The 22,473-nt window shown below is 66.7% G+C and carries 18 protein-coding genes; 5 read left to right on the plus strand and 13 right to left on the minus strand.

What is annotated here, in order from left to right; all coding sequences use genetic code 11:
• Nucleotides 1-73 precede the first annotated feature (73 nt).
• Genes ACHAC9_RS00610 through wrbA form a run of 7 tightly spaced genes read right to left on the minus strand, consistent with a single transcriptional unit; the run spans nucleotide 74 to nucleotide 8,419 of the window.
• On the minus strand, nucleotides 74-1,921 hold the full coding sequence (locus tag ACHAC9_RS00610) for an ABC transporter transmembrane domain-containing protein (protein ID WP_435756088.1): 1,848 nt from the start codon (nucleotides 1,919-1,921) through the stop codon (nucleotides 74-76).
• A gap of 43 nt (nucleotides 1,922-1,964) precedes the next feature.
• Complete coding sequence (locus ACHAC9_RS00615; RefSeq protein ID WP_435756090.1) at nucleotides 1,965-3,029, minus strand: lipocalin-like domain-containing protein; 1,065 nt, start codon at nucleotides 3,027-3,029, stop codon at nucleotides 1,965-1,967.
• Nucleotides 3,029-5,578, minus strand: a complete 2,550-nt coding sequence (locus ACHAC9_RS00620) for an FtsX-like permease family protein (RefSeq protein WP_435756092.1) — start codon at nucleotides 5,576-5,578, stop codon at nucleotides 3,029-3,031. Before ACHAC9_RS00620 ends, ACHAC9_RS00615 begins: the two co-directional genes overlap by 1 nt.
• The gene (locus ACHAC9_RS00625; protein ID WP_435756094.1) at nucleotides 5,566-5,994 is read right to left on the minus strand and encodes a DUF4124 domain-containing protein; all 429 of its coding nucleotides are present in this window, start codon (nucleotides 5,992-5,994) and stop codon (nucleotides 5,566-5,568) included. Before ACHAC9_RS00625 ends, ACHAC9_RS00620 begins: the two co-directional genes overlap by 13 nt.
• Nucleotides 5,995-6,010: 16 nt before the next feature.
• Nucleotides 6,011-7,420 (minus strand): FAD-binding oxidoreductase, encoded by a 1,410-nt coding sequence (locus tag ACHAC9_RS00630; protein WP_435756096.1) that lies wholly within the window; start codon nucleotides 7,418-7,420, stop codon nucleotides 6,011-6,013.
• Complete coding sequence (locus tag ACHAC9_RS00635; RefSeq protein WP_435756098.1) at nucleotides 7,413-7,811, minus strand: DUF2069 domain-containing protein; 399 nt, start codon at nucleotides 7,809-7,811, stop codon at nucleotides 7,413-7,415. The genes ACHAC9_RS00630 and ACHAC9_RS00635 overlap by 8 nt, the downstream gene beginning before the upstream one ends.
• On the minus strand, nucleotides 7,811-8,419 hold the full coding sequence (wrbA, locus tag ACHAC9_RS00640; protein ID WP_435756100.1) for an NAD(P)H:quinone oxidoreductase: 609 nt from the start codon (nucleotides 8,417-8,419) through the stop codon (nucleotides 7,811-7,813). Before wrbA ends, ACHAC9_RS00635 begins: the two co-directional genes overlap by 1 nt.
• Before the next feature lie 61 nt (nucleotides 8,420-8,480).
• Between wrbA and ACHAC9_RS00645 the strand changes: the two genes are divergently transcribed.
• On the plus strand, nucleotides 8,481-9,842 hold the full coding sequence (locus ACHAC9_RS00645) for a YihY family inner membrane protein (RefSeq protein WP_435756102.1): 1,362 nt from the start codon (nucleotides 8,481-8,483) through the stop codon (nucleotides 9,840-9,842).
• A gap of 14 nt (nucleotides 9,843-9,856) precedes the next feature.
• On the opposite strand, the gene ACHAC9_RS00650 is transcribed toward ACHAC9_RS00645, so the two are convergent.
• From ACHAC9_RS00650 to ACHAC9_RS00660, 3 genes are read right to left on the minus strand one after another with little or no spacing between them, the layout of a single operon-like run.
• On the minus strand, nucleotides 9,857-10,147 hold the full coding sequence (locus ACHAC9_RS00650; RefSeq protein ID WP_435756104.1) for an Mpo1-like protein: 291 nt from the start codon (nucleotides 10,145-10,147) through the stop codon (nucleotides 9,857-9,859).
• Nucleotides 10,144-10,965, minus strand: coding sequence for an alpha/beta fold hydrolase (locus ACHAC9_RS00655; protein WP_435756106.1), 822 nt, complete (start codon nucleotides 10,963-10,965; stop codon nucleotides 10,144-10,146). The genes ACHAC9_RS00650 and ACHAC9_RS00655 overlap by 4 nt, the downstream gene beginning before the upstream one ends.
• 2 nt (nucleotides 10,966-10,967) lie before the next feature.
• Nucleotides 10,968-12,278, minus strand: coding sequence for an O-acetylhomoserine aminocarboxypropyltransferase (locus ACHAC9_RS00660; protein ID WP_435756108.1), 1,311 nt, complete (start codon nucleotides 12,276-12,278; stop codon nucleotides 10,968-10,970).
• Between the two features lie 191 nt (nucleotides 12,279-12,469).
• Between ACHAC9_RS00660 and ACHAC9_RS00665 the strand changes: the two genes are divergently transcribed.
• Nucleotides 12,470-12,922 (plus strand): CBS domain-containing protein, encoded by a 453-nt coding sequence (locus tag ACHAC9_RS00665; protein WP_435756110.1) that lies wholly within the window; start codon nucleotides 12,470-12,472, stop codon nucleotides 12,920-12,922.
• Between the two features lie 9 nt (nucleotides 12,923-12,931).
• Here ACHAC9_RS00665 and ACHAC9_RS00670 read toward each other — a convergent pair whose 3' ends face one another.
• The gene (locus tag ACHAC9_RS00670; RefSeq protein WP_435756112.1) at nucleotides 12,932-15,184 is read right to left on the minus strand and encodes a putative bifunctional diguanylate cyclase/phosphodiesterase; all 2,253 of its coding nucleotides are present in this window, start codon (nucleotides 15,182-15,184) and stop codon (nucleotides 12,932-12,934) included.
• A 210-nt stretch (nucleotides 15,185-15,394) separates the two neighbouring features.
• On the opposite strand from ACHAC9_RS00670, the gene aroC reads away from it, so the two are divergent.
• Nucleotides 15,395-16,486: a chorismate synthase gene (aroC, locus tag ACHAC9_RS00675; RefSeq protein ID WP_435756114.1), complete on the plus strand. Its 1,092-nt coding sequence runs from the start codon at nucleotides 15,395-15,397 to the stop codon at nucleotides 16,484-16,486.
• A gap of 9 nt (nucleotides 16,487-16,495) precedes the next feature.
• On the opposite strand, the gene ACHAC9_RS00680 is transcribed toward aroC, so the two are convergent.
• Nucleotides 16,496-17,986 (minus strand): HDOD domain-containing protein, encoded by a 1,491-nt coding sequence (locus ACHAC9_RS00680; protein WP_435756116.1) that lies wholly within the window; start codon nucleotides 17,984-17,986, stop codon nucleotides 16,496-16,498.
• Nucleotides 17,983-19,719, minus strand: a complete 1,737-nt coding sequence (locus tag ACHAC9_RS00685; RefSeq protein WP_435756118.1) for a putative bifunctional diguanylate cyclase/phosphodiesterase — start codon at nucleotides 19,717-19,719, stop codon at nucleotides 17,983-17,985. Before ACHAC9_RS00685 ends, ACHAC9_RS00680 begins: the two co-directional genes overlap by 4 nt.
• A 331-nt stretch (nucleotides 19,720-20,050) precedes the next feature.
• On the opposite strand from ACHAC9_RS00685, the gene ACHAC9_RS00690 reads away from it, so the two are divergent.
• Complete coding sequence (locus ACHAC9_RS00690; protein WP_435756120.1) at nucleotides 20,051-21,778, plus strand: isovaleryl-CoA dehydrogenase; 1,728 nt, start codon at nucleotides 20,051-20,053, stop codon at nucleotides 21,776-21,778.
• A gap of 44 nt (nucleotides 21,779-21,822) precedes the next feature.
• Nucleotides 21,823-22,473 carry a uracil phosphoribosyltransferase gene (upp, locus tag ACHAC9_RS00695; RefSeq protein ID WP_435757225.1) on the plus strand — a complete coding sequence of 217 codons (651 nt, stop codon included), beginning with the start codon at nucleotides 21,823-21,825 and terminating at the stop codon, nucleotides 22,471-22,473.

A 22,473-nucleotide genomic window follows, 5' to 3' on the forward strand; every position in this document is an offset into this window, starting at 1 on the left:
ATTGCTTTCAGTCAATACAAAGTGCCGGAATAGGTGCTAATTTTCAGTCGCGACGCAACACCATGTTCGACAATTAATGCGCGACATGCACATGATGGAACTGCAGCGCCGCCAGGTTGGCGTAAATGCCTTTCATCGCCACCAGCGAGGCATGGGTGCCGGTTTCCACGATCCGGCCGTCTTCCATGACGATGATGCGGTCGGCCCGCTGCACGGTTGCCAACCGGTGCGCGATGATGACCGTGGTGCGCCCGACCATTGCCGCTTCCAGTGCGCCCTGCACCAGGCGCTCGGATTCGGCGTCGAGCGCGCTGGTCGCTTCGTCGAGCAGCAGCAGCGGCGGGTTCTTCAGCAGGGCGCGCGCGATCGCGATGCGCTGGCGCTGGCCGCCCGACAGGCGCACGCCGCGCTCGCCCAGGAAGGAGCGGTAACCCTGCGGCAGGCGCTCGATGAATTCGTGCGCGGCCGCCAGCTTCGCCACGGCGATGACTTCCTCGTCCGTCGCTTCAGGCCGGCCGTAGCGGATGTTTTCCATCGCGTCCGCCGAGAAGATCACCGTGTCCTGGGGGACGATGCCGATCGCGCCGCGCAAGGCATGCAGGTCGAGGTCGCGGATGTCGACGCCATCGAGGGTGATCGAACCCGACTGCGGATCGTAGTAGCGCAGCAGCAGCTGGAACAGCGTCGTCTTGCCGGCGCCCGAGGGTCCGACCACGGCCACCGTTTCACCGGGACGGATCGACAGCGTCAGATGCGACAGCGCCGCCGTGTCCTGGCGCGACGGGTAGGCAAAGGTGAGCTCGTTCATGGCCAGGGCCGCGCCATTCGAGGCGCGGCTTGGGAGGGCGCGCGGATGCGCCGGGTTACGGATGTCGGAACGGGCGGCCAGCAGTTCGAGCAGGCGCTCGGTGGCGCCGGCGGCACGTTGCGCCTCGCCCATCACTTCGGCCAGTGCGCCGATCGAGCCGGCGACGATCGCGGCGTACAGGATGAACTGGCCGAGGTCGCCCCCGCTCATGGTCCCTTCCAGCACGGCGTGCGCGCCCAGCCACAGCACGAACACAATGGTGCCGAATACCAGCACAATGGCCAGCATGGTGAGCAGGGAGCGGGCGCGGATGCGCTGCATGGCGGCCTGGAACGCGCCTTCGACGCTGGCGCCGAAACGCCCGGCTTCGATCTTTTCGTGGGTAAATGCCTGCACGGTCGGCATCGCGTTCAAAATTTCGCCGGCCAGGGCCGAGGCGTCGGCGATGCGGTCTTGCGAATCGCGCGAGAGTTTGCGCACGCGCCGTCCGAACAGCACGATCGGCACGATCACGGCCACGAGCAAGGCCAGGATGATCGCGGTGAGCTTGGCGCTGGTCACGAACAGCATCACCAGGCCGCCGGTGAAGAGCAGGGTATTGCGGAGCGCCAGCGAAATGCTGGTGCCGACCACGCTCTGGATCAGGGTGGTGTCGGTGGTCAGGCGCGACAGTACTTCGCCAGTCTGGGTGGTCTCGAAGAATTCAGGGCTCTGGTGCACGACATGGCGGTACACGGCGCTGCGCACGTCGGCCGTGACGCGCTCGCCCAGCCAGGACACCATGTAGAAGCGCGCCGCGGTGGCCACGCCCAGCACCGCGGCGACGCCGAACAGGGCGAGGAAGGTGGCGTCGACGTGGCGGATGCTGTGGGCGCCGGCCGAGGCGCCGAAGCCCAGGTCGATCATCTGCTTGAAGGCGGCAGGAATGGCCAGCGTGGCGCCGGCCGCGAACAGCAGGGCGATACCGGCCAGGATGAATTGGCGGCGGTAGGGCGCCAGGAAGGGAGTGAGGCCCTTGAGCGCGGCGAGGCTGCCCTTGCGGGACGCGGTGGTGTCGGGAGCGGAAGGGGTAGTGCCGGTACTGGTACTGCTACTGGGTGAACGCTTGGTCATCGTGTCGCTTGTTGTTGTTCTGCTGGTTGTTCTGTCTGGTAATTCAAAGTTTCATCGGCCGCACATAGCCCGTCATCTCGAGGTAGCCGCGTCCCGCCGGCACGCCGTCGCGCGCCACCGTCACCGCGCCCTCCCAATAGACGGCGCCCGTCGAGCGGCGCGAGTCGAGTTCCTGGTCTTGCTGCAGGGGCGCGATCTGCCAGCGCGTGGCGCCCGTCGTGATGGTGGTGGCGACCGGGTAGTCGGCATTCGTACGCGGCGACTTCCACCGCGCCTGCGGAGAAAACCCCACCTCGCCGGGCGCGTAACGGGTGACTTTCCCGTCGGGCCCGCGCACGGTGGCGTGCGACCATAGTTTATCACCGTCCTTGCCGCGGATCTGGAAAGCCATCAGGGCCGAGCCGTCGTCGAGGTTCGCGCCGACCCAATCCCAACCGGTCGCCTCCGGTTGCAGCGCTTCGCTCGACCATTCGTGATCGAACCAGGCGCTGCCCGTGACCGGTCCCACGGCGCCGGTGCGACCCGCGACGCCGGTCACGCGCAGGTGCGGCAGGCTGTAGTAATAGCTGGCGTGCCGCGCGGCTGGCCCCTTGCGCGAATAGCCGCCCTCGCCCTGCAGCAGCGGCGCCTGGGTCGGGGCGAGCGTCAGTTCCAGGGTCAATTCCGACGACTTGAGCGTGACGCGATAATTGCCGTCGGCCGCGCGCGTCATGCGCCAGTCGTCCAGCTTCAGGTCGGTATCGCCCGGTTTCGCCCAGGCCAGGCCAAAGCCTTCGCGGCTGCTCCTCTGGTCGTGCACCAGCCGGCCCAGGCTCGGGTCGGACAACGCGGCGTGGCCGATCACCAGCTGGTGCGGCGCGAATGCGCTCGGGTTGCCCGGGTCGTGTTCGGTGCGGCTCCTGAAGAAGGTCACCTGGAAGCCCAGCGGCTTGCCGGCGGCCGTTTTGAGCCAGCCGGTGACATACCACCATTCGGTCCGGAACTCGGGATGGGCGCCGTAGTCGCGCGGGAAAACCAGCGCCTGCCCCGGTTTCACCGGCGCGAAGCTCGGCGGCGCCGCCTGCGCCAGGCTAACGAACAACAGCATCAAGACCATCAACAGGCGCATCACCAATCCTCCCTCACGGCGCGCACCGGGCCGCCCGACAATGCATAGCGTCCCGACACCAGCGCGGTGCCGACCGAAGCCGCCACCAGCACGGCGGCGACCGTCCCCAATAATCCCCACGGCAGGTGCAGTCCCATGGTCCAGTGGAAGGATTGCGGGTTGACGACGAAGACGAGGATCAGGCTGATGACCAGGCCCAGCGCGAAACCGCAAGCCACGCCCAGCGTCGTCAGCAAGCCGCCTTCGACAGCCAGGATGCCGAGCACCTGGCCGCGCGTCACGCCTACATGGCGCAGCATGCCGAATTCGCGCGCGCGGGCGAGCGTCTGCGCCGAGAAGGTGGCGGCCACGCCGGACAGGCCGATGAGGATGGCGATCGCTTCCAGCAGATAGGTGACGGCAAAGCTGCGGTCGAAAATCTGCAGGCTCATGGCGCGGATCTCGCCGGGACGCGCCAGCTGCAGTGCGCCGCCGAAGGGCAACTGGCGCAGCGCCCGTTCGATCTTGTCGGTCGCCGCTTCGCTGCCGGCATAAATGGCGGCATCGGTGACTTCCAGCGCATTGGTGAGCGCGCGGTAGTCGGACAGCCGCACGACGACCGAACCGGACTGGTTGGCATAGTCGCGCCAGACCCCAGCGACGAAGAACGACGACGGTCGCCCGCCCAGCGGTAGCGCCAGCGTCTGGCCGACCTGCACGCCGTACAGGTCGAGCATCGCTTCCGAGACCCAGGCCGGACGCGCGCCAGGGGGCACGGGCGCGGTGGCGCCGACCAGGAACAGCAGGCGGCCGGGGTCGAGCGGGTCGAGGTCGCGCGCGATCAGGACCACGTCGGGACGGTCGGCGGCGAGAGAAAGGGGGCGCGTGCGCAGGAACTGGACCTGGCCGCCTCCGGCCGCGCGGGCAATGGCATCCTGTTCCGGTGTGCCGAAAAAGCCCGAACTGCCGCCGGCGCTGCTGCGCACGTACAGGTCGGCCGGCAGGATGTGGCGCATCCAGTCGTCGACCGAGATCCGGAAGCTGGCCACCATGATCCCCATCGCGACCATCAGGCTGAAACTGGCCAGCACGCCGCCCAGTGCGATCGAGGCCTGGCCCGGTGCGTTCGCCAGGCGCGAGAGCGTCAGCGCGAGGACGGGGCGCGCTCTGCTCGACCCCAGCAGCGGGCGGCTCAGGAGGCGGAAGGTGCTGGCGGCCAGGCGCGGCATCAGGCCGATGCCGCCAATGAGCAAGAGGGCGATCGCAACATAACCGAACAGGGGCAGCTCGAACACGGGCGGCGCGAATGCGAACAGGCCCGCCAGCGCCAGGCAGACCAGCGAGGGCCAGATGCGCGACAGATTCGCGAGCGCCGCTTCGTCGTTGCCCCCCTTCAGGGCCACGGCCGGCTCGGCGCGCGCCGCCTCCAGGGCCGGCGCCAGGCAGCCGAGCAGGGCGACGCCGAGACCCAGCGCGAAGAAGACAAAAGCCGCCACCGGCGTGAACACGACCTGCGGCTTGATGCCGGGGAAGTAGCCGGCGCCGAGGTCGCCGCCGAAGAAGCGCAGGGCGAGGGCCGCGAGCGCGTAGCCGGCCGCCACGCCGAGCAGGGCGCCGAGCACGCCCAGGCTGGCGCCTTCGACCAGCACCTGGCGCAGCAACTGCCCGCGTTCGACACCGAGCACGCGCAGCAGCGCGAACTGGCTGCGGCGGCGCATCACGGAAAGCGCCTGCGTCGAAAACACGAGGAAGGCGCCGGTGAACAAGGCGACCAGCGCCAGCACGGTCAGGTTCACGCGGTAAGCGCGGCTGAGGTTATTGTTGCGGCTTTCCTGGTCGCTGTCGTTCGGCTGCTGGACCCGGAAGCGCCCAGGGAACTGGCGCTCGAGGTCGACCTTCAGGCGCGCCTCGAACTCGGCGCGGTTCACGCCATCGCGCAGTTTCAGGTCGACGCGCGAGAGTTTGCCGAGCTGGCCGAAGCGCCATTGCAGGGCGCCGATGTCCATCACGCCGAAGCGCTGGCCGGGCCGCGCGCGCGCAACCGGGCCGGCTACGCGCAGTGGAACATCGCTGGTGCCGGCGCGCACCAGCAGCGCCGCATCGCGTTGCAGCTTCAGCCAGCTTTGCGCGGCGGGCGACAGGAAAACGCTGTCGTCGGCCAGCACGTCGCTGCCGCGGCCTTCGGCCGGGACCCCCAGCAGGTCCGGTGCGATATAGCCGGCGCGCAGCGGGTCGATCCCCACGATGCGCAGCGCGCCTTTCGCACTCGGCACGGCAGCCTGGAGCTCGAGCACGGGCGACGCCAGCGCGACGCCCTCGACCTGCGCCAGCACCGGATAGATGGCTTCGTCGAACAGGGCTTCGCGTCCCGCGACCTGGACGTCGGCCTGGCCGGACAGGCTCTTGATCGCGCTTGAAAATTCGTTGAATGCGGCGGCGTTGATCAGGTGGATCGCGAACCCCATGGCCACGCCGACCGCGATCGCGGCCACCGCCAGCACGGCGCGCACGGGGTGGGCGCGCCATTCGCCGACCAGCAGCCAGCGTGACAGGAGGTTCAGGCCGGACATTGAACCGCCAGTACCTCGGCCTGCCGTTTTGCTTTCAGGCGCGCGGAGGAGAGCGTCGCTTTATCGGCGCGCGCCGCGTCTTCCTGCGCCCATTTTTCCTGCAGCCGCAGGCGATTGCATTTCTGGCGCGTGCCGGCAGCCGCGCGCGCGGCGCGCTGGCTGGCGCGGTCGTCGCGTGCCATGGCGGCCGCGCGTTCCTTCTGCAGCATCGCCAGCAGTGCCTTGTCACGCTCGAGCGCTGCGGCCGCCTCGGCGCTCGACGGCGCGGGAGGCACTGCGAGCGCCGTCGCCTTGCCGTCGGCGCACGGCAGCTCACCATAGCTGACCTTGCCGCTGGAAGTGCATTTGTAGATCGTCTGCGCAGCGAGCGGATGCGCCAGCGCGCACAAGATCACCGCTACCATCGTGGTCCTCATCGGTATGCTCCCTGTCTCACAAAATTTTGCCAGGGTTCATAATGCCGAGCGGGTCGAGGGCGCCTTTGATGGCACGCATCATGTTCAGTTCGACCGGATCCTTGTAGCGTTTCAGGTCCTCGCGCTTGAGGGCGCCGATGCCGTGTTCCGCCGAGATCGAGCCCTCGAAAAGCATCACGCTGTCGTGCACGATGCGGTTGATCGCATCCTGGTGGCCCAGGAAGGCCTCGTGCGACACGCCGGCCATCGGCGCGACGTTATAGTGCAGGTTGCCGTCGCCCAGATGGCCGAAGCAGACCACCTGGCAGCCGGGGAACGCGCTTGCCAGCTGGGCGTCGGTGGCGGCGATGAAGGCGCCGATCTGCGAGATCGGCAGCGAGACGTCGTGCTTGATGTTCTTGCCGGCGCTGGCCTGGGCCAGCGGGATGTGTTCGCGCAGCTGCCACAGGCCGCTCGACTGGGCGATCGAGGTGGCGACCACGGCGTCGTCGGCGAGCCCCCCCTCCAGCGCCGCTTCGATCGCCCCCTCCAGCAGGCCCAGCGCATGCGCTTCCGACTCGCTGCTCGACACTTCCAGCAGCGCATACTGCGCATGGCTGCGTGCGAACGGACGCGGCAGGTGCGGGAAATGCTCGCCGACCAGGCGCAGGCAGAAGTCCGACATCAGTTCGTACGCGGTCAGGCTCGAAGCGCACTGGTCCTGCATCAGCGACAGCAGCGACAAGGCGCGTTCCGGCGAATCCATGGCCACCAGCGCCGTCGTGGAGGCTTTCGGTTGCGGATAAAGTTTCAGTACGGCGGCCGTGATCACGCCGAGCGTGCCTTCGGCGCCGATGAACAGGTCGCGCAGCGCATACCCCGTGTTGTCCTTGCGCAGGCCGCGCAAGCCGTCCCAGACCTCGCCTTGTGGTGTGACCACCTGCAGCCCCAGGCACAGGTCGCGTGTGTTCCCGTAGCGCAGCACGGCAGTGCCGCCGGCGTTCGTCGACAGGTTGCCGCCGATGGTGCAGCTGCCTTCGGCCGCCAGCGACAGCGGAAACAGCAGCCCGGCCGCGGCTGCGGCTTCCTGGATTTGCTGCAGGATCGCGCCGGCCTGCACGGTGATGGTGCGGTTCGTCGTGTCGAGTTCGAGGATGCGGTTCATGCGCCGCAGCGACAGCACCACGGCCGCGCCGCTGGCGTCGGGTATGCTGCCCAGCACCAGTCCGGTGCGCCCGCCTTGCGGCACGATCGGCACGCGCTCGGCTGCGCAGGCGGCCACCAGTTGCGCTACCTGGTCCGTGTCCGCGGGAAGCAGCACCGCGCGCGCACGGCCGGTAAACCGGCCGCGCCAGTCGGTGAGGTAGGGTGCCATGTCGGCGTTAACCGACAGCACCCAGGACGCGCCGACGATCTCGCGGCAGCGTCCGAGGAAATCCTCAGTCATGCGGCACTTTTACCTTGTCCAGCAATTCCTTGGCCAGCTTTTGCGCCGCTTTTTTATAGGGACGCAGGTACAGCAGGGCACACGCGAAATACACGCATACCAGCGCCACTTCGCCCAGCGCCATCATGCGTGAGGCCTCGCTCGTGTCGCTCCAGGCGCGTACCACGCCTTCGGTGAAGTAGAGCAGGATCACCATCGACGACCACTGCAGCGTGTACAGGTCGCGCTTGATGACGCCGCGTAGCGGCAGCAACAGCGGCAGGGCTTTCAGGGCCAGCAGCGAGCCGCCCGGGTGCAGCGGTGCGATCCAGATTTCCCAGGCCACCAGCCAGCCGATCAGCCAGATCAGGCTGGCAATCGCGCCACCATGGAAGAGCTTTTGGGTTTGCATCAGCGTGGTCCGTGAAGTTTGGCGGCGGTGTCGGCGAGGCGGCGCCCGAGCGCAATGGCCAGGCGTTTCTCGTCTTCCGTGACCGCCTTGTCGCCGTCGATCCCGGCCCAGTGGGTAGCGCCATAAGGGCTGCCGCCGCTTGATGTCGTCATCAGTTCAGGATGGGTATAGGGCAGGCCCATGAAAAGCATGCCGTGGTGCAGCAGCGGGATCATCATCGACAGCAAGGTCGCTTCCTGGCCGCCATGCAGGCTGCCGGTGGACGCGAACACGACCGCGGGTTTGCCGGACAGGGTGCCGGCCAGCCATTCGGCTGCGGTGCCGTCAAGGAAATATTTCATCGCCGCCGCCATGTTGCCGAAGCGCGTGGGAGAGCCCAGCGCCAGCCCTGCGCACTCGGCCAGGTCGGACAGTTCGACATACGGCGCGCCATTGGACGGAATGCCGGGCGCGGTCGATTCCGCCACCGTCGAGACCGCCGGCACCGTGCGCAGGCGCGCTTCCACACCCGGAACGCTTTCGATGCCCTGGGCGATCAGCTCGGCCAGCTTGCGGGTGGCGCCATGGCGCGAGTAGTACAAAACGAGAATGGTCAGGGTCGGGTTCATCGTTGGTATTATAGAATGCTTTGCCTAAGCGAATGCCCCTGGGCGAATCTAATCCGACAACATGCTTTCCAAAACTGTTCATGCGATTTCGCGCTCCACGAACGAGATCTTCAACGAAGGCGTCGACCGTGTACGCGGGCTGACTTTAGCCGAGGTACGCGACCTGGTGCGCTTCGCACGGCGCCGCCTGCGCGAGGAAATGCTGCCGCAAGTGGCAGGCAGCCTCACCTTTACCACGACACTGGCCCTGGTTCCGCTGCTGACGATCGTACTGGCCATTTTTACCACGTTTCCGATCTTCGGTCAGCTCCGCACGGCGCTGGAGACGTATTTCGCCCAGGCCCTGATCCCGCGGGCGATCTCGAACACGATCATCGCCAACCTGACGCAGTTTGCCGACAAGGCCAAGGGCCTCTCCGCCCTGGGCGCGGTCATGCTGCTGCTCACGACCACCGCCATGATGGGCATGATCGAGCGCGTCTTCAACCAGATCTGGCGCGTGCGCCAGCCGCGCCCGCTGATGCAGCGGATGCTCACTTACTGGGCCCTGATCACGCTCGGTCCCTTGCTGTTCGGCCTGTCGATCAGCCTCACGGCCCAGCTGTTCACGGCCACCGGCGGCATGACACACTCCGTGCCGCTGCTGGGCACCATCCTGTCGACGCTGGCCTCGATTGCGCTCACGACCGGAGCCTACACCTTGCTGTATGTCGCCGTGCCGAACCGCCACGTCGACTGGCGCGATGCCTTGTGGGGCGCGCTGGCCGCCGCCATCGCCTTCGAACTGGCCAAGCGCCTGTTTGCGCTGTTCATCCGCCAGTTCCCGACCTATGCCATCATCTATGGCGCACTGGCCGCGCTGCCGCTGTTCCTGCTGTGGATGTATTTGTCCTGGCTGATCACGCTGCTCGGCGCAGTGGTCGCCGCCGCCTTGCCGGTGGTGAAATACGAACGCTGGTGGCATGTGCCGGCCCCGGGCGGCGTGTTCGTCGACGCCATGGCGGTGCTGAAAGTGCTGCATGGGGGCGCGCATGCGACCGGTTCGGCGCAGGTAGCCTCGAGCGCGATCCGCGCGCATACCCGCATAGGCTATGACGAACTCGGTCTGTTGCTCGAGCAGATGGCCGGCGCCGGATGGGTTGGAAGGGTGCAGCCCGACGCGCCCTTGCAAGGCGGCTGGGGCAGCGCGGCGCGTGCCGGGTCGGACAACTGGGTGCTGTTGGCGGACCTGGACGCGCTGCGCGTGGCCGATGTGTACCGGCTGTTCGTGTTCGGCGGCGCGCACGCGGCGCTGGCGCCGAATGCGCAGCAGGTGGCGGGATCTGTTTTGTCGCTCGATACCGGTGCGCTGGCGCGGCAGGTGGAGACGGCCGTGGCGCAGGGGCTGGACCAGCCGATCAGTGGCTATTTCGCGGACCGCTAGTCCACCCTGCAGCATCAAAAGCTCAATTTGCCGGTCAGCATCTGCCAATACATCACCCAATCCGCCTTGAACGACAGCCACGGCTGCGCAAACGTCGCCGGCCGGTTGTGCTCGTAGAAGAAATGGCCGATCCAGGCGCCGCCGTAGCTGAACACGAGCGCAACGGCGATCCACCAGGCATTCCCGGTCACCAAGGCGGTGGCGATCGCCAGCAGCGCCCCCGAACTTCCGATGAAATGCGTGCGCCGGCAGCGACGGTCGGCGTGCTGGGTCAGATAATACGGATAGAAGTCGGCGAAGCTCATGCGGGCGTCTCCTCGAGCGAGGCGGCAAAGGCATCGAGCGCATCGAGCACCGCATCGGGCTGTTCGCTCATGAGCGAGTGGCCGCAATCGACCTGGACCACTTTGCCATGCGCGATCGTGCCCGTCAGCAGTCCCGTCGAGCGCGCCGGCGTCATCATGTCCTTGGCACCGAAGATGAACAGGGTAGGGCAGCGCACCGCTTGCGCGGCCGCCTCGCCGTTCGCATAGGCGTTGCACGCCGAAAAATCGTTGTAGAACAGCCGGTCGGGATTGATCGCCGACATGCGCTGCATCAGCCGGCGCGCGCCGCCCATCACCGAAAAGCCCGGCCCGGGGCTCGACGGCTTGTGCGCGATCGTCGAATGCGACCAGATGTTGACCATGTCGATCGCGCGCTCCTCGTCGTCGCGTGCGGTGGCGAGCAGCGCATCGGACACCTTCATCGGGTAAGTCGTGCCGAGCATGGCCAGCGCGCGCACCTTGCCAGGTGCGCGTTGCGAGGCCTCCAGCGCGATGAGTGAACCCATGCTGTGGCCAACGAGGAGCGCCTTGCGCACCCCGCAAGCCTCCAGCACGGCGAGCAGCCAGTCGGCCATCTCTTCGACGCTGGCCAGGGCCGGGCCGCTGCTGCGGCCGTGTCCCGGCAGGTCGACGGCCAGTACGCCGAAGCCGTGGTGGGCGAACCAGCGCGACTGCAGGCCCCACACCGAGTGGTCGTTCTGAGCTCCATGGATGAAGACGACGGTGGGCAAGGCCGCATTGAACGCCTTGCCGCCGCTGTAGCAATAGGCGCCATGGCCCTGGATGTCGAGGATCATGGTCAAGCTCCCTTCTGTGAGGCTTTCAGCGCGCGCGCCAGGTCGTCGATCAGGTCGTGGGCATCTTCCAGGCCGACCGACAGGCGCATCGTGCCCTCGGTGATGCCCGACGCCGCCAACTGCTCCGGTGGCACGCGGAAGTGGGTGGTCGAGGCGGGGTGGATGACGAGCGACTTGGCATCGCCGACATTGGCCAGGTGCGAAAATACTTTCAGGGCGTCGACGAAACGCCGGCCCGCGGCGCGGTCGCCTTTCAGGTTGAACGTGAATACGGCGCCGCAGCCTTTCGGCAGCAGCGTCTTTGCCAGCGCGTGGTCGGGATGGCTTTCCAGCTCCGGATAGGAGACGGAGCTGACGGCAGGATTGGCCAGCAGGAATTCGATCACGCGGCGCGTGTTGGCCACGTGGCGGTCCATGCGCAGGCCGAGCGTCTCGATCCCCTGCAGCACGGCAAACGCGTTGTGCGGACTCATCACCGCGCCAAAGTCGCGCAAGCCTTCGCGCCGCGCGCGCAGGGCAAACGCGGCGACGGTCGATTCTTCGGCGAACACCATGCCGTGGAAGCCCTCGTAGGGCTCGCACAGTTCGGCGAAGCGGCCGCTGCGCTCGTAGGCGCCTTGCCAGTCGAAGGTGCCGCCGTCGACCAGCAGGCCGCCGATCGCGGTGCCGTGCCCGCACAGGAACTTGGTGGCGGAATGGAAGACCAGGTCGGCGCCCAGGTCGAACGGACGCAGCAGGTACGGCGTGGTGAACGTGGCGTCGACCATCAGCGGCAGGTCGTGCTCGTGGGCGAGCGCCCCGATGCGCGGAATGTCGAGCACGTCCAGGCCCGGGTTGCCCAGGGTTTCGCCGAACAGCACCTTGGTCTGCGGACGGATCGCGGCGCGCCAGGCGTCGAGGTCGCGCGGGTCGACGAAGGTGGTCTCGATGCCGAAACGCTTCAAGGTGTAGGCCAGCAGGTTATGCGAGCCGCCGTACAGGGCACGCGATGCCACGATGTGCGAGCCGGCGCCTGCAATCGTGGACAGGCCCAGGTGCATGGCGGCCTGGCCGCTGGCCGTGGCGATGCCGGCAACGCCGCCCTCGAGTGCGGCGATGCGCTCTTCCAGCACCGCATTGGTCGGGTTCGAGATGCGCGAATAGACGTGGCCGCTGCGCTCCATGTTGAACAGCGAAGCGGCGTGATCGGAGTCGCGGAAGGCGAACGAGGAAGTGAAATGGATGGGCGTGGCGCGCGCGCCGGTCGCCGGGTCGGGCGTAGCGCCCGCGTGCAGCGACAGGGTGTCGAAGCCCGGATAGCGTGGACCGCTCATGATTGTCTCGTATAGAAATAATTATGGGCGGCATCGTAGCATTCTTTTATGCCCGTGCCACGCCTCGGGCGTCTTGCGCCGCTACTTCCCTTCATAACTGGATTTTCTGCTAACCTTAGGCTACATTCGTATCATGCCTTAGACAAAGAAATCGACTAGTGAATATTCCAACAGAAGCCGGGGTGGCTAATATGAAAGTTTCAGAAATCCTGCAGGTAAAGGGCAATATCCTCTACACGGTGACCCCTGAAACACTGCTTGCCGACGCAGTCAATACGATGTCGGACAAGGACATCGGTTCCCTGGTCGTCATGGAGTATGGCGACCTGGTCGGGATGCTGACTTTCCGCGAAGTGATCAAGGTGCTGCACTCGAACGGCGGCGGGCTCGGCGCCGGCACCGTGCGCAAGCACATGGACGACAGCCCGATCACGGTCACGCCGGACACCGAAGTGAACGAGGTGCGGCGCATGATGCTGGAAAAGCATGCGCGTTACCTGCCGGTGATGAATGCCAAGACGCTGCTGGGGGTGATCTCGTTCTACGACGTCGCGCGTGCGGTGCTCGAGGCCCAGAGTTTCGAGAACCGGATGCTCAAGGCGTATATCCGGGATTGGCCGGCGGAGCAGGCGGCCGAAGACTGACGCCCTGACTCAGGCAGCGTTTTCGAGCTGCTGCGTCCCCAGCCATTCCAGCAAGGCTTGCGGCGACAAGGGCCGCGAGAACAGGTAGCCCTGCGCCAGCGGGCAGCCCAGCGCATGCAGGATCTGCGCCTGGCGCTCGTCCTCGACGCCTTCGGCGATCACCGACAGGCCAAGGTTGCGTCCGAGCTGGATCACCATTTCTGCGATGCTGCTGCCGCGTGCCGAACCGGTGATTTCGCTGACAAATGCGCGGTCGATCTTCAGGCGGTCGACCTTCAGGCGCTGCAGGTGCGACAGCGACGAGAAGCCGGTGCCGAAGTCGTCGATCGCGATCGACACCCCGGTGCGCTTGACCTGGGCCAGCATCTCGGTCAGCTGTTGCGGCTCTTCCATCGCCATTGATTCCGTGATTTCCAGCTCGATGTACTCGGGTGGTGCGCCGCTTTCGCGCAATGCGCGGCGCAGCACGTCGACAAAATGCGGATGGCGGAACTGGGCCTGCGAGACGTTCACCGACATCGTGAACGCGAGGTGCCCGGCGCTGCGCAGGCGCATCAGTTCGGCGCAGGCTTCGCGCAGCACCCAGGCGCCGATCTCGACGATGAGCCCGGAATATTCGGCGATCGGGATGAAGCGGTCCGGCGGGATCATGGTGCCGTCCTCGAGGCGCCAGCGCAGCAGCGCTTCGGCCCCGAAAGGACGGTGGGTCGCGAGGTCGACCTGCGGCTGGTAGGCGAGGAACAGTTCGCCGCGCCCCACGCCGCGGCGCAATGCGTGCATCAGGCGCACGCGCTCGCGGATCTCGACGCCCATGCTGCGCGAAAAATAGAAGTGGCCGCTGCGTTGCTGCGATTTGGCGCGCTTGAGCGCGATGTCCGCATCTTTCAGGGCGTCGGCGCCGCTGCCGTCGTGTTCATGCAGGCGTACCAGGCCCAGCGTGGCCGACACCTGCACATCCTGGCCGTCGATCGAGAAGGGCGCGGCGAACAGCGCCTGGATCGCCGCCGGGGTATTGCGTTCGGCCATGCCAAGCACCGCGAAGATGTCGCCGCTGATGCGTGCCACCGTGAGGCGCGCGTCCAGCTGCTGCTGCAAGCGCTGGGCGACGGTGACCAGCAGCGCGTCACCGAACTGGTGCCCGAGCGCGTCGTTGGTCTCGGCAAAATGGTCGAGGTCGACCAGGGTCAGCGTGGCTTCAAGTGTCCCGCCTGGCGCCTTCCCTTGCGCCACCGCCGCGTCGAGCTCCTCGACCAGGCGGGTGCGGTTCGGCAGACCCGTCAGCCGGTCGAAAAAGGCCGCCGTATTCAGGCGCCCGACCAGTTCGACGTTGTCGAGCCCGACCGCCACGACGCTGGCGAACACGTGCAGCAAGCGCCCGTTTCCCTCGCTGACCGGTTGCGAGAGCGGGATCGCGGCACAGAAATCGCGCCCGGATTTGCCGGGAAAGTACAGGGCCATGCAGGTCGGGCTGAACTCGCTCTGGCACTCGGCCAGCGCGCGTGCGGCAGCGCCCAGCAGCATCGCTTCCTCATGCGCGTCGAGCGTCAAGCCTTCGAGCTCCAGCGCGCTGCCGGCGGCGCCGAGGACGCGCAGGCCGCCCGCTTCGCGCACGCACAGCACGCCGGCCGCTTCCTGGCCGAGCAGGGCAGCGGCCTGCCGCAGCACGGAGCGCGCGACGTCGCGCGCGCCGTGCAGGCGCATCAGCTCGGTACCGGCATGCACGATGCGCTCCAGTCCGGCGCGCCCGATGACCAGCGCGCGCAACTGCTGGTAGCAGCGGACCGCCGCGGCGACCGTCGTATACAGCTTGGTACGGGTGAGCTCGGACTTGGTGCGGTAGTCGTTGATGTCGAGGTCGCGGATCGCTTCCATCTCGGGCGTGTAGCCCGGCTGGCCGGTGCGCAGGATGATGCGCACATCCTTCATGGCTAGCGTTTCGCGAATATGACGGACAAGCTGCAGGCCGGCGTCGGGCTGCTCCATGACGACATCGAGCAGGATCACGGCGATGTCGGGTTCCTGCGCCAGTACGGCACGTGCGGCGTGCGCCGAACGGGCGTGCAGGAATTCGAGAGGACGGTCCTGCACTTCAAGGCCGGCGAGGGCGAAGGTGGTCGTCGAATGGACGTCGGCATCGTCGTCGACGATCAGGATGCGCCAGCCGGGCCGGCTTGGGCGCGTCGGCGCGCGTGGCGTTTCATCGAGGAAAACGAGATCGTCGTGCATGGGTGCGGCGACGCCGGGCGTCATCGATGCGGGCATTATTGTTGCGTCTCCAGAATTAGGCTCGGCATGTCATACCAAGGGAGTATAGCGGACAATGTTGAACGCGCAGCCGTATTCTTGTTTCCTGAGGAAAATTTATATCCTTGAGGCAATTAAGATCCTTGCCCGAAGGGAAGGTTTGGACACCGGCCGATCCCCGCGCGGGCTGGTAGAATGGTCTTTTTCGCCCCTTCCACGCCTGTGCCTATGTCTGGTAATTCCTTCGGTAAACTGTTTTCTGTCACCACTTTCGGCGAATCGCACGGTCCCGCGATCGGCTGCGTCATCGACGGCTGTCCGCCGGGCATGGCGCTCTCCGAGGCCGATATTCAGTTTGATCTCGACCGCCGCAAGCCGGGCACCTCGCGCCACGTAACCCAGCGCCAGGAAGGCGACCGTGTGCAGATCCTGTCGGGGGTGTACGAGGGCGTCACCACCGGCACGCCGATCGCGCTGTTGATTGCCAACGAAGACCAGCGCAGCAAGGATTACGGCAACATCGCCGACACCTTCCGCCCCGGCCACGCGGACTATACCTACTGGCACAAGTACGGCGTGCGCGATCCGCGCGGCGGCGGGCGCTCCTCGGCGCGCCTGACCGCACCGGTGGTCGGTGCCGGCGCGGTGGCCAAGAAGTGGCTGCGCGAGCACTACGGGATCGCATTCGCAGGCTGCATGCGCCAGTTGGGCGAGATCGTCATTCCGTTCGGCGGGTGGGAGCACACCGCGAACAATCCGTTTTTCGCCGCGACAAGCGACACTGCGCTGCTGGCGCGCATGGAAGCCTATATGGACGAGCTGCGCCGCGCCGGCGACTCGATCGGCGCGCGCATCGACGTCGTCGCCACGGGCGTGCCGGTCGGCTTCGGCCAGCCGATCTACGACAAGCTCGACGCCGACATCGCCTACGCGATGATGGGGATCAATGCGGTCAAGGGCGTCGAGATCGGCGCCGGTTTCGCCTCGGTGGCGCAAAAGGGGTCCGAGCACGGCGACGAGCTCACGCCCGAGGGCTTTGTCGGGAACCATGCCGGCGGGGTGCTGGGCGGGATTTCGACCGGGCAGGACATCACGGTGTCGCTGGCGATCAAGCCGACCTCGTCGATCCGTGTGCCGCGCCGCTCGATCGACAAGGCGGGTGTGCCGGCCATGGTGGAAACCTTCGGCCGCCACGATCCTTGCGTGGGCATCCGGGCCACGCCCATCGCCGAAGCGATGCTGGCCCTGGTGCTGATCGACCATGCGCTGATGGGGCGCGCCCAGTGCGGCGACGTGCACGTCGACACGCCGCGCATCTAAGCCCGTTTTTCAGGGCTTGGTTGCTGCCATCTCGCTTTGGGTACGCCGTTCCAGCGTACCCACCACCAGCGCACGTAAATCGTTCAACAGCGAGAATTCGGTCTGGCTCAGATTGATCGACGGGAAGCTGTCGTCCCAGTCGCCATAGATGAAGCCGACCGGCTGGCCGTTCATGCACATCGGGATCACGACGAAGCAGCGCGCTTCCGACAGCGTGCCGCGCCACCAGCCTGGCAGCTTGGCGGCGAACTTCGGATCGCGCGCATTCTCGATGAAGATCACGCGGTCGCTGGTAAGGGCCGCATGGAACACGTCGGCCTCGTAGGCGTCGTCCATGCTCAAGTTCGGCATCAGGGACTTGGCGCCGGCACCGAAGCCCATGCGGGCCAGGTACTTGCCTTCGCGCCGGTTGCGCAGGAACGCAAAGGCGCGCGTGAACGACAGGCCCTGGTAGATGGTTTCCAGCGCCATCGACATCATCTGGCCCGGATTGACAGTCACGCCGACGTCGCGCATGTCGGCCACGCCGCTCATCAGGATCCGGTTGCCGGCTTCGCGCTTGCGTGCCACGACCTCGATCTCGGCGCGTTTTTCTTGCGGCTTGGCCAGCGGTGCGATCGTCAGGTCGGCAGCCGCTTCTATCTTGGCCTTGTCGATCGCGGCCATGACCTGTTCCGGCGCCACGCCCAGCATCGGCGCAAACGCCGCGGCCAGTTCCGCCACCTCGAGGGCACCTGCCTCATCGTTGTTCCAGAGCGAGTTGGCGCAGCGCGTCGACATCGTGCCGAGCGCCGCCAGCCAGTCGTCGTGGCCGAAGCCTTCCTCGCGCTCGCCCGGCTCCAGCGTGCGCATCCCCGCCACCAGGTTGCGCGGCAGGCCCCAGTGCTCGGCCGTGGCGCGGCCCAGCGCCTCGAGCGAGAGCCCAAGCACGTCCTGGGCGGCAGCGCCCTCGAAACCGGCGCCGGCCTGCGCCTGCATCTTGCTCCAGCGTTCGGGCATGTAGAAAGTCACCATCATCCGGCCCAGCGAATGCAGGAGCGAGCAGACCACGGCTTCCTCCGGGTCGCGCGTGGCGGCCCTGGCCGCTACCTGCTGCGCCACCATCCCGGCCAGCACGGCCTTTTCCATCTCGACGTGGGCGTGCGCCGAATCGGGCGTGCTTTTCGAGAGTTCCTCGATCAGCTTCAGGCCCAGCGCCAGATGGCCGATCGCCTCGGTGCCCAGCACCAGCACCGCTTTCGAGACCGTATTGATGCGTTGACCGAAGGCCGAGTACATGCCGCTGTTGGCCAGCCGTAGGACCTTTTGCGTCAGGACCGGGTCCGACAGCACGGTCTGCGTCATCGAGAATTCGCGCTCGTCCTCGCCGCGCATCGACGCCAGGATGGCATTGATGGCACGCGTGAAGCCGGGCATGTCGCCCTGGCGCCGGATGCGTTCCCACAGCAGCTCGAGGGTGGCGTCGGCCCCGGGTGCGCGTTCGTTCGTTGGTGCGGTCATGGTGTCCTGGCTTGACGCTCTGGCGGCAGCAATGCCGTGTAATGGTTGTCTTGCAGGGCGGCCAGGGCCACGTTGGCCGGCATCGGTTTGCCGGTCAGGTAACCCTGGATGTAGCGGCAGTCGCGCGCCTGGAGCCAGCCCAGCTGCTCCTCGGTCTCGACGCCTTCGGCAACGACCGACAGGTCGAGGTGGCGCGCCATGTCGAGCACGGCACTGCAGATGGCCGCTTCCTTCGGCGCGCCCGGCAGGTCTTTCACGAACGCGCGGTCGATTTTCAGCACCGAGATCGGGAAGCGCTTGAGGTAGGCCAGCGACGAGTAGCCGGTGCCGAAGTCGTCGATCGCGATGCGCGCCTGGCGCTCGGCCATTTTGGCGAGGATGGTCTCGGCGTGCTGCGGGTCGACCATCAGCGTGCCTTCGGTAATTTCCAGCACCAGTTTCCTGCCGGGCATGCCGGAGAGGGCCAATGCATCGTCCAGCACTCCAAGGAATTTGTCGTTGCGGAACTGGCGCGGGCTGATGTTGACCGACATGTAGAGCTCGCGCTTGGCCGCTTCCTCGAACTGCATCAGCTGGGCGCAGGCCGCCTTCAGGGCCCAGGCGCCGAGCAGGTTGATCAGGCCGTTCGTTTCCGCGATCGGGATGAAACGCACCGGCGGCACCATGCCCAGCGTCGGGTGCTTCCAGCGCATCAGCGTCTCGAAACCCTCGATCAGGCGCGTCTGGGCGTTGACGATCGGCTGGTAGTAGAGCAGGAATTCGCCTTCGCGCACGGCGCTGAACATGGCCGCTTCGAGCGAGATGTCGTGCTCCGGCGGACCCTGTTCGCGCGCGCTGTAGACGATCGCGCGGCCCTTGCCGGTTTCCTTGGCGCGTGACAAGGCCGCATCGGCCATCGCCAGCAGGCCATGGTCATCCTCGGCATGCTGCGGGTAGAGCGCGACGCCGACCGAGGCGCCAAGATAGATCGTGTGGCCCTCGAGCTCGAACGGCGACTGCAGGGTCGCCAGCAGGCGCCCGGTGACGAGCTTGATCTGGGCTTCGGTGGTGGTGCCGGGCAGGATCACGACGAATTCGTCGCCGCCCACGCGCGCCAGCGTATCGCTGTCGCGCATCGCACGGCGCAGGCGCGTGGCGGCCTGGCGCAGCACGGCGTCGCCGACCGTGTGGCCAAGCGCCTCGTTGACTTTCTTGAAGCCGTCGATGCCGACGGTGGCCACGGCAAAGCCCTGGCCCGAGCGGCGCGCGTTGGCCACCACCATCCGGATCCTGTCCGACAGCAGCAGGCGGTTCGGCAGTTCGGTCAGCGCGTCGTGGGTCGCCATGTGGCGCAGGCGTTCTTCGGTGGCCTGCTGCGCGCTCATGTCGCGTCCGACGACAAACAAGGCATCGTCGCCGCCCACGGCGGCGATACGCAGCTCGAACGCAATCAGGCCTTCCGCGCAGCGCAGGCGCAGGCGCACCAGCACCGGTTCGGCTGCGGCATGCGCGTCCAGGATGGCAGTGCGCAGGGCGGCGCCGTCGGTGTCGGCCGCAAAGGCGCTCAGCGGCATGCCCTCGACCGGAAACTGCAGGCCCAGCAGGCGCACCGCGCGCGCGCTGGCGCTGCGGATCTCGCCACTCGGGGCGATCCGGAACGCACAGTCGCCTGCCGCTTCCATCAGGCTCTCCAGGCCATGCGCCGGAGATGGGTGCGGCTGGTCGAACGGCACGGCGGCAGAAGTGGAGCGCATCGTTGAAATATCAGCCCTATTGCGGACACCTGGAACAGGTGGAACCGTGCGAGTTTAACAAACCCTGCAACAATTTATCATTTAAAAATTCCAACAGGCATTAAAAAATATCCGGGCCCTGGCCACTTTGGAACTCGTTTGCGTTAGCGCAGTCGCATCTTGCCTGAAGTTGCGCTTTGCGCTAGCCTCTTGACTGATCGCTAACATGCGTCGTTCATAATAGACGGCCATTGTCGCCGAAGCGTTGCGTTAGAGAAAGCACAACCGACCAGTTCGATGCTTTTCTGCAACATTACAGACCAGCACGCGCTTTTCATGCGTGGAGACCGCCATGCACCAGTTCGACACCCACGACGTCTTCAACCAGGCGCCGCCCTTCGGCGACGTCAACCTGTTGCGCTGCGACCCCGTGCTGCGGGAAGGCCTGGCGCGCGAGGGGGCGGGTTGGGCAAGCGACGCACTCGACGCGCTCGGTGCGCGCCTGGGCCGTGCCGAGGTACTCGACCTGGCACGCCTGGCGAACGCGAATGGTCCGCGGCTGGTCGCCTTCGACCGCTGCGGACGCCGCGTCGACGAAGTCGAATTCCATCCGGCCTGGCATGAATTGATGGGCATGATGATCGGCGCCGGCGCGCATTCAGCGCCCTGGCTCGACCCGCGTCCCGGTGCCCAGGTAGCGCGCGCCGCTGCCTACCTGTTGTTCGGCCAGGTCGAGAACGGCGCCCAGTGCCCGGTGACGATGACGTATGCCAGCGTGCCGGCGCTGCGCCGCGCGGGCAAACTCGGCGAGCGCTGGCTGCCGAAGGTCCTGTCGAACGACTACGATCCGCGTTCGCTGCCGGTCGAGCAGAAGCGCGGCGCCCTGATCGGCATGGGCATGACGGAAAAGCAGGGCGGTACCGACGTGCGTGCCAACACGACGCGCGCGACCGAAATCCTGCCGCTTGAGGCGGTCGCGCGCTTCGGCGACGAAGGCGAGGGCGCTTGGCGCATCGTCGGCCACAAGTGGTTCTTCTCGGCGCCGCAATCGGATGCGCACCTGATCCTGGCCCAGACCGATGAAGGCGGCAGCCAGGGCTTGTCGTGTTTCTTCGTGCCGCGCTACCTGCCCGACGGCAGCCGCAACGCGATCCGCGTACAGCGCCTGAAGGACAAACTCGGCAACCGTTCGAATGCCTCGTCCGAAGTCGAATTCGAAGGCGCCGTCGGCTGGCTGGTCGGTGCGGTCGGGCGCGGCATCCCGACCATCCTCGAGATGGGCAGCCATACGCGCCTCGACTGCGTGGTCGGCACCGCCGGCATCATGCGCGCGGCCCTGTGCCACGCGCTCAATCACGCGCGCGGGCGCACCGCCTTCGGCAAAGCGCTGGCGCAGCAGCCCCTGATGCAGAACGTGCTGGCCGATCTCGCGCTCGAGTCGGAAGCGGCGACCGCCTTTGCGCTGCGCCTGGCGCGCTGCTTCGACAACCCGGATGATCCCCTGGAAAGCGCGCTCGCGCGCATCCTGACCCCGGCCGGCAAGTACTGGCTGTGCAAGCGCGGGCCCGCTTTCGGCGCCGAGGCGATGGAAGTCATGGGCGGCAACGGCTATGTCGAGGACGGCCCGCTGGCGCGCCTGTACCGCGAGTTTCCCGTCAATTCGATCTGGGAGGGTTCGGGCAATGTGATGTGCCTGGACGTGCTGCGCGCGCTCGGCAAGAATCCGCAAGTCGCGCGCGCCGCCCTCGAGGCCGAGCTGGCGCCGGCAGTAAAGTTGGATACGCGCTTTGCCGCCTACGTGCAGCAGCTGGGGCAGGACATGTTGAGCACGCAGGAGGCGGAGGCGCGCGTGCTGGCGGAACGCCTCGTGATCGCGGTGCAGGGTGCGCTGCTGCTGCGCCATGCGCCGCCGTTCGTGGCCGAGGCCTTCATCGCCTCGCGCATCGCCCAGGACGTCGGCGGTGCCTTCGGCCGGCTGCCGCCGGGGCTCGATGTCGAGGCGATCCTGGCGCGGGCGCTGGCTGTCCAGGGTGATATTTCTACAGCCAGGGCGCGACAAAACGGCGCCCGGCTGGGATAATGGCAGGCTACGAGTTACAACTACAAACATCTCCAATGTCCATCATGAAACAAGACCCGCGTTTTCCCAGCCTTTACATCCTGAGCCACCCGCTGATCCAGCACAAGCTGTCGCACATGCGCGAGCACGACACCTCGACGCGCACCTTCCGCGAGCTGCTCAAGGAAATCACGCTGCTGATGGGCTATGAGATCACGCGCGACCTGCCGCTGACCACGCGCCCGATCCAGACGCCGCTGGTGACGATCGACGCGCCTGTCATCGCGGGCAAGAAGCTGGCCATCGTGCCGATCCTGCGCGCCGGCATCGGCATGAGCGACGGCCTGCTGGAACTGGTGCCGTCGGCACGGGTGGGCCACATCGGCGTGTTCCGCGATCCTGAGACCCACGAGCCGGTCGAATACCTGGTGCGCCTGCCGGACACCTCGGAACGCACCTTCATCCTGTGCGATCCGATGGTCGCCACCGGCAATTCGGCGGTACACGCGATCGACGTACTGAAAAAGCGCGGCGTGCCGGACGATCACATCATCTTCCTGGCCCTGGTCGCGGCGCCGGAAGGCGTCAAGGTCTTCCAGGATGCGCACCCGCACGTGAAGCTGTATGTGGCTGCGCTCGACTCGCACCTGGACGAGCACGCGTATATCGTGCCGGGCCTGGGCGACGCGGGCGACCGCATCTTCGGGACCAAGTAA

The organism is Massilia sp. CMS3.1, assembly GCF_051262535.1.
Classification (GTDB): domain Bacteria; phylum Pseudomonadota; class Gammaproteobacteria; order Burkholderiales; family Burkholderiaceae_D; genus Telluria.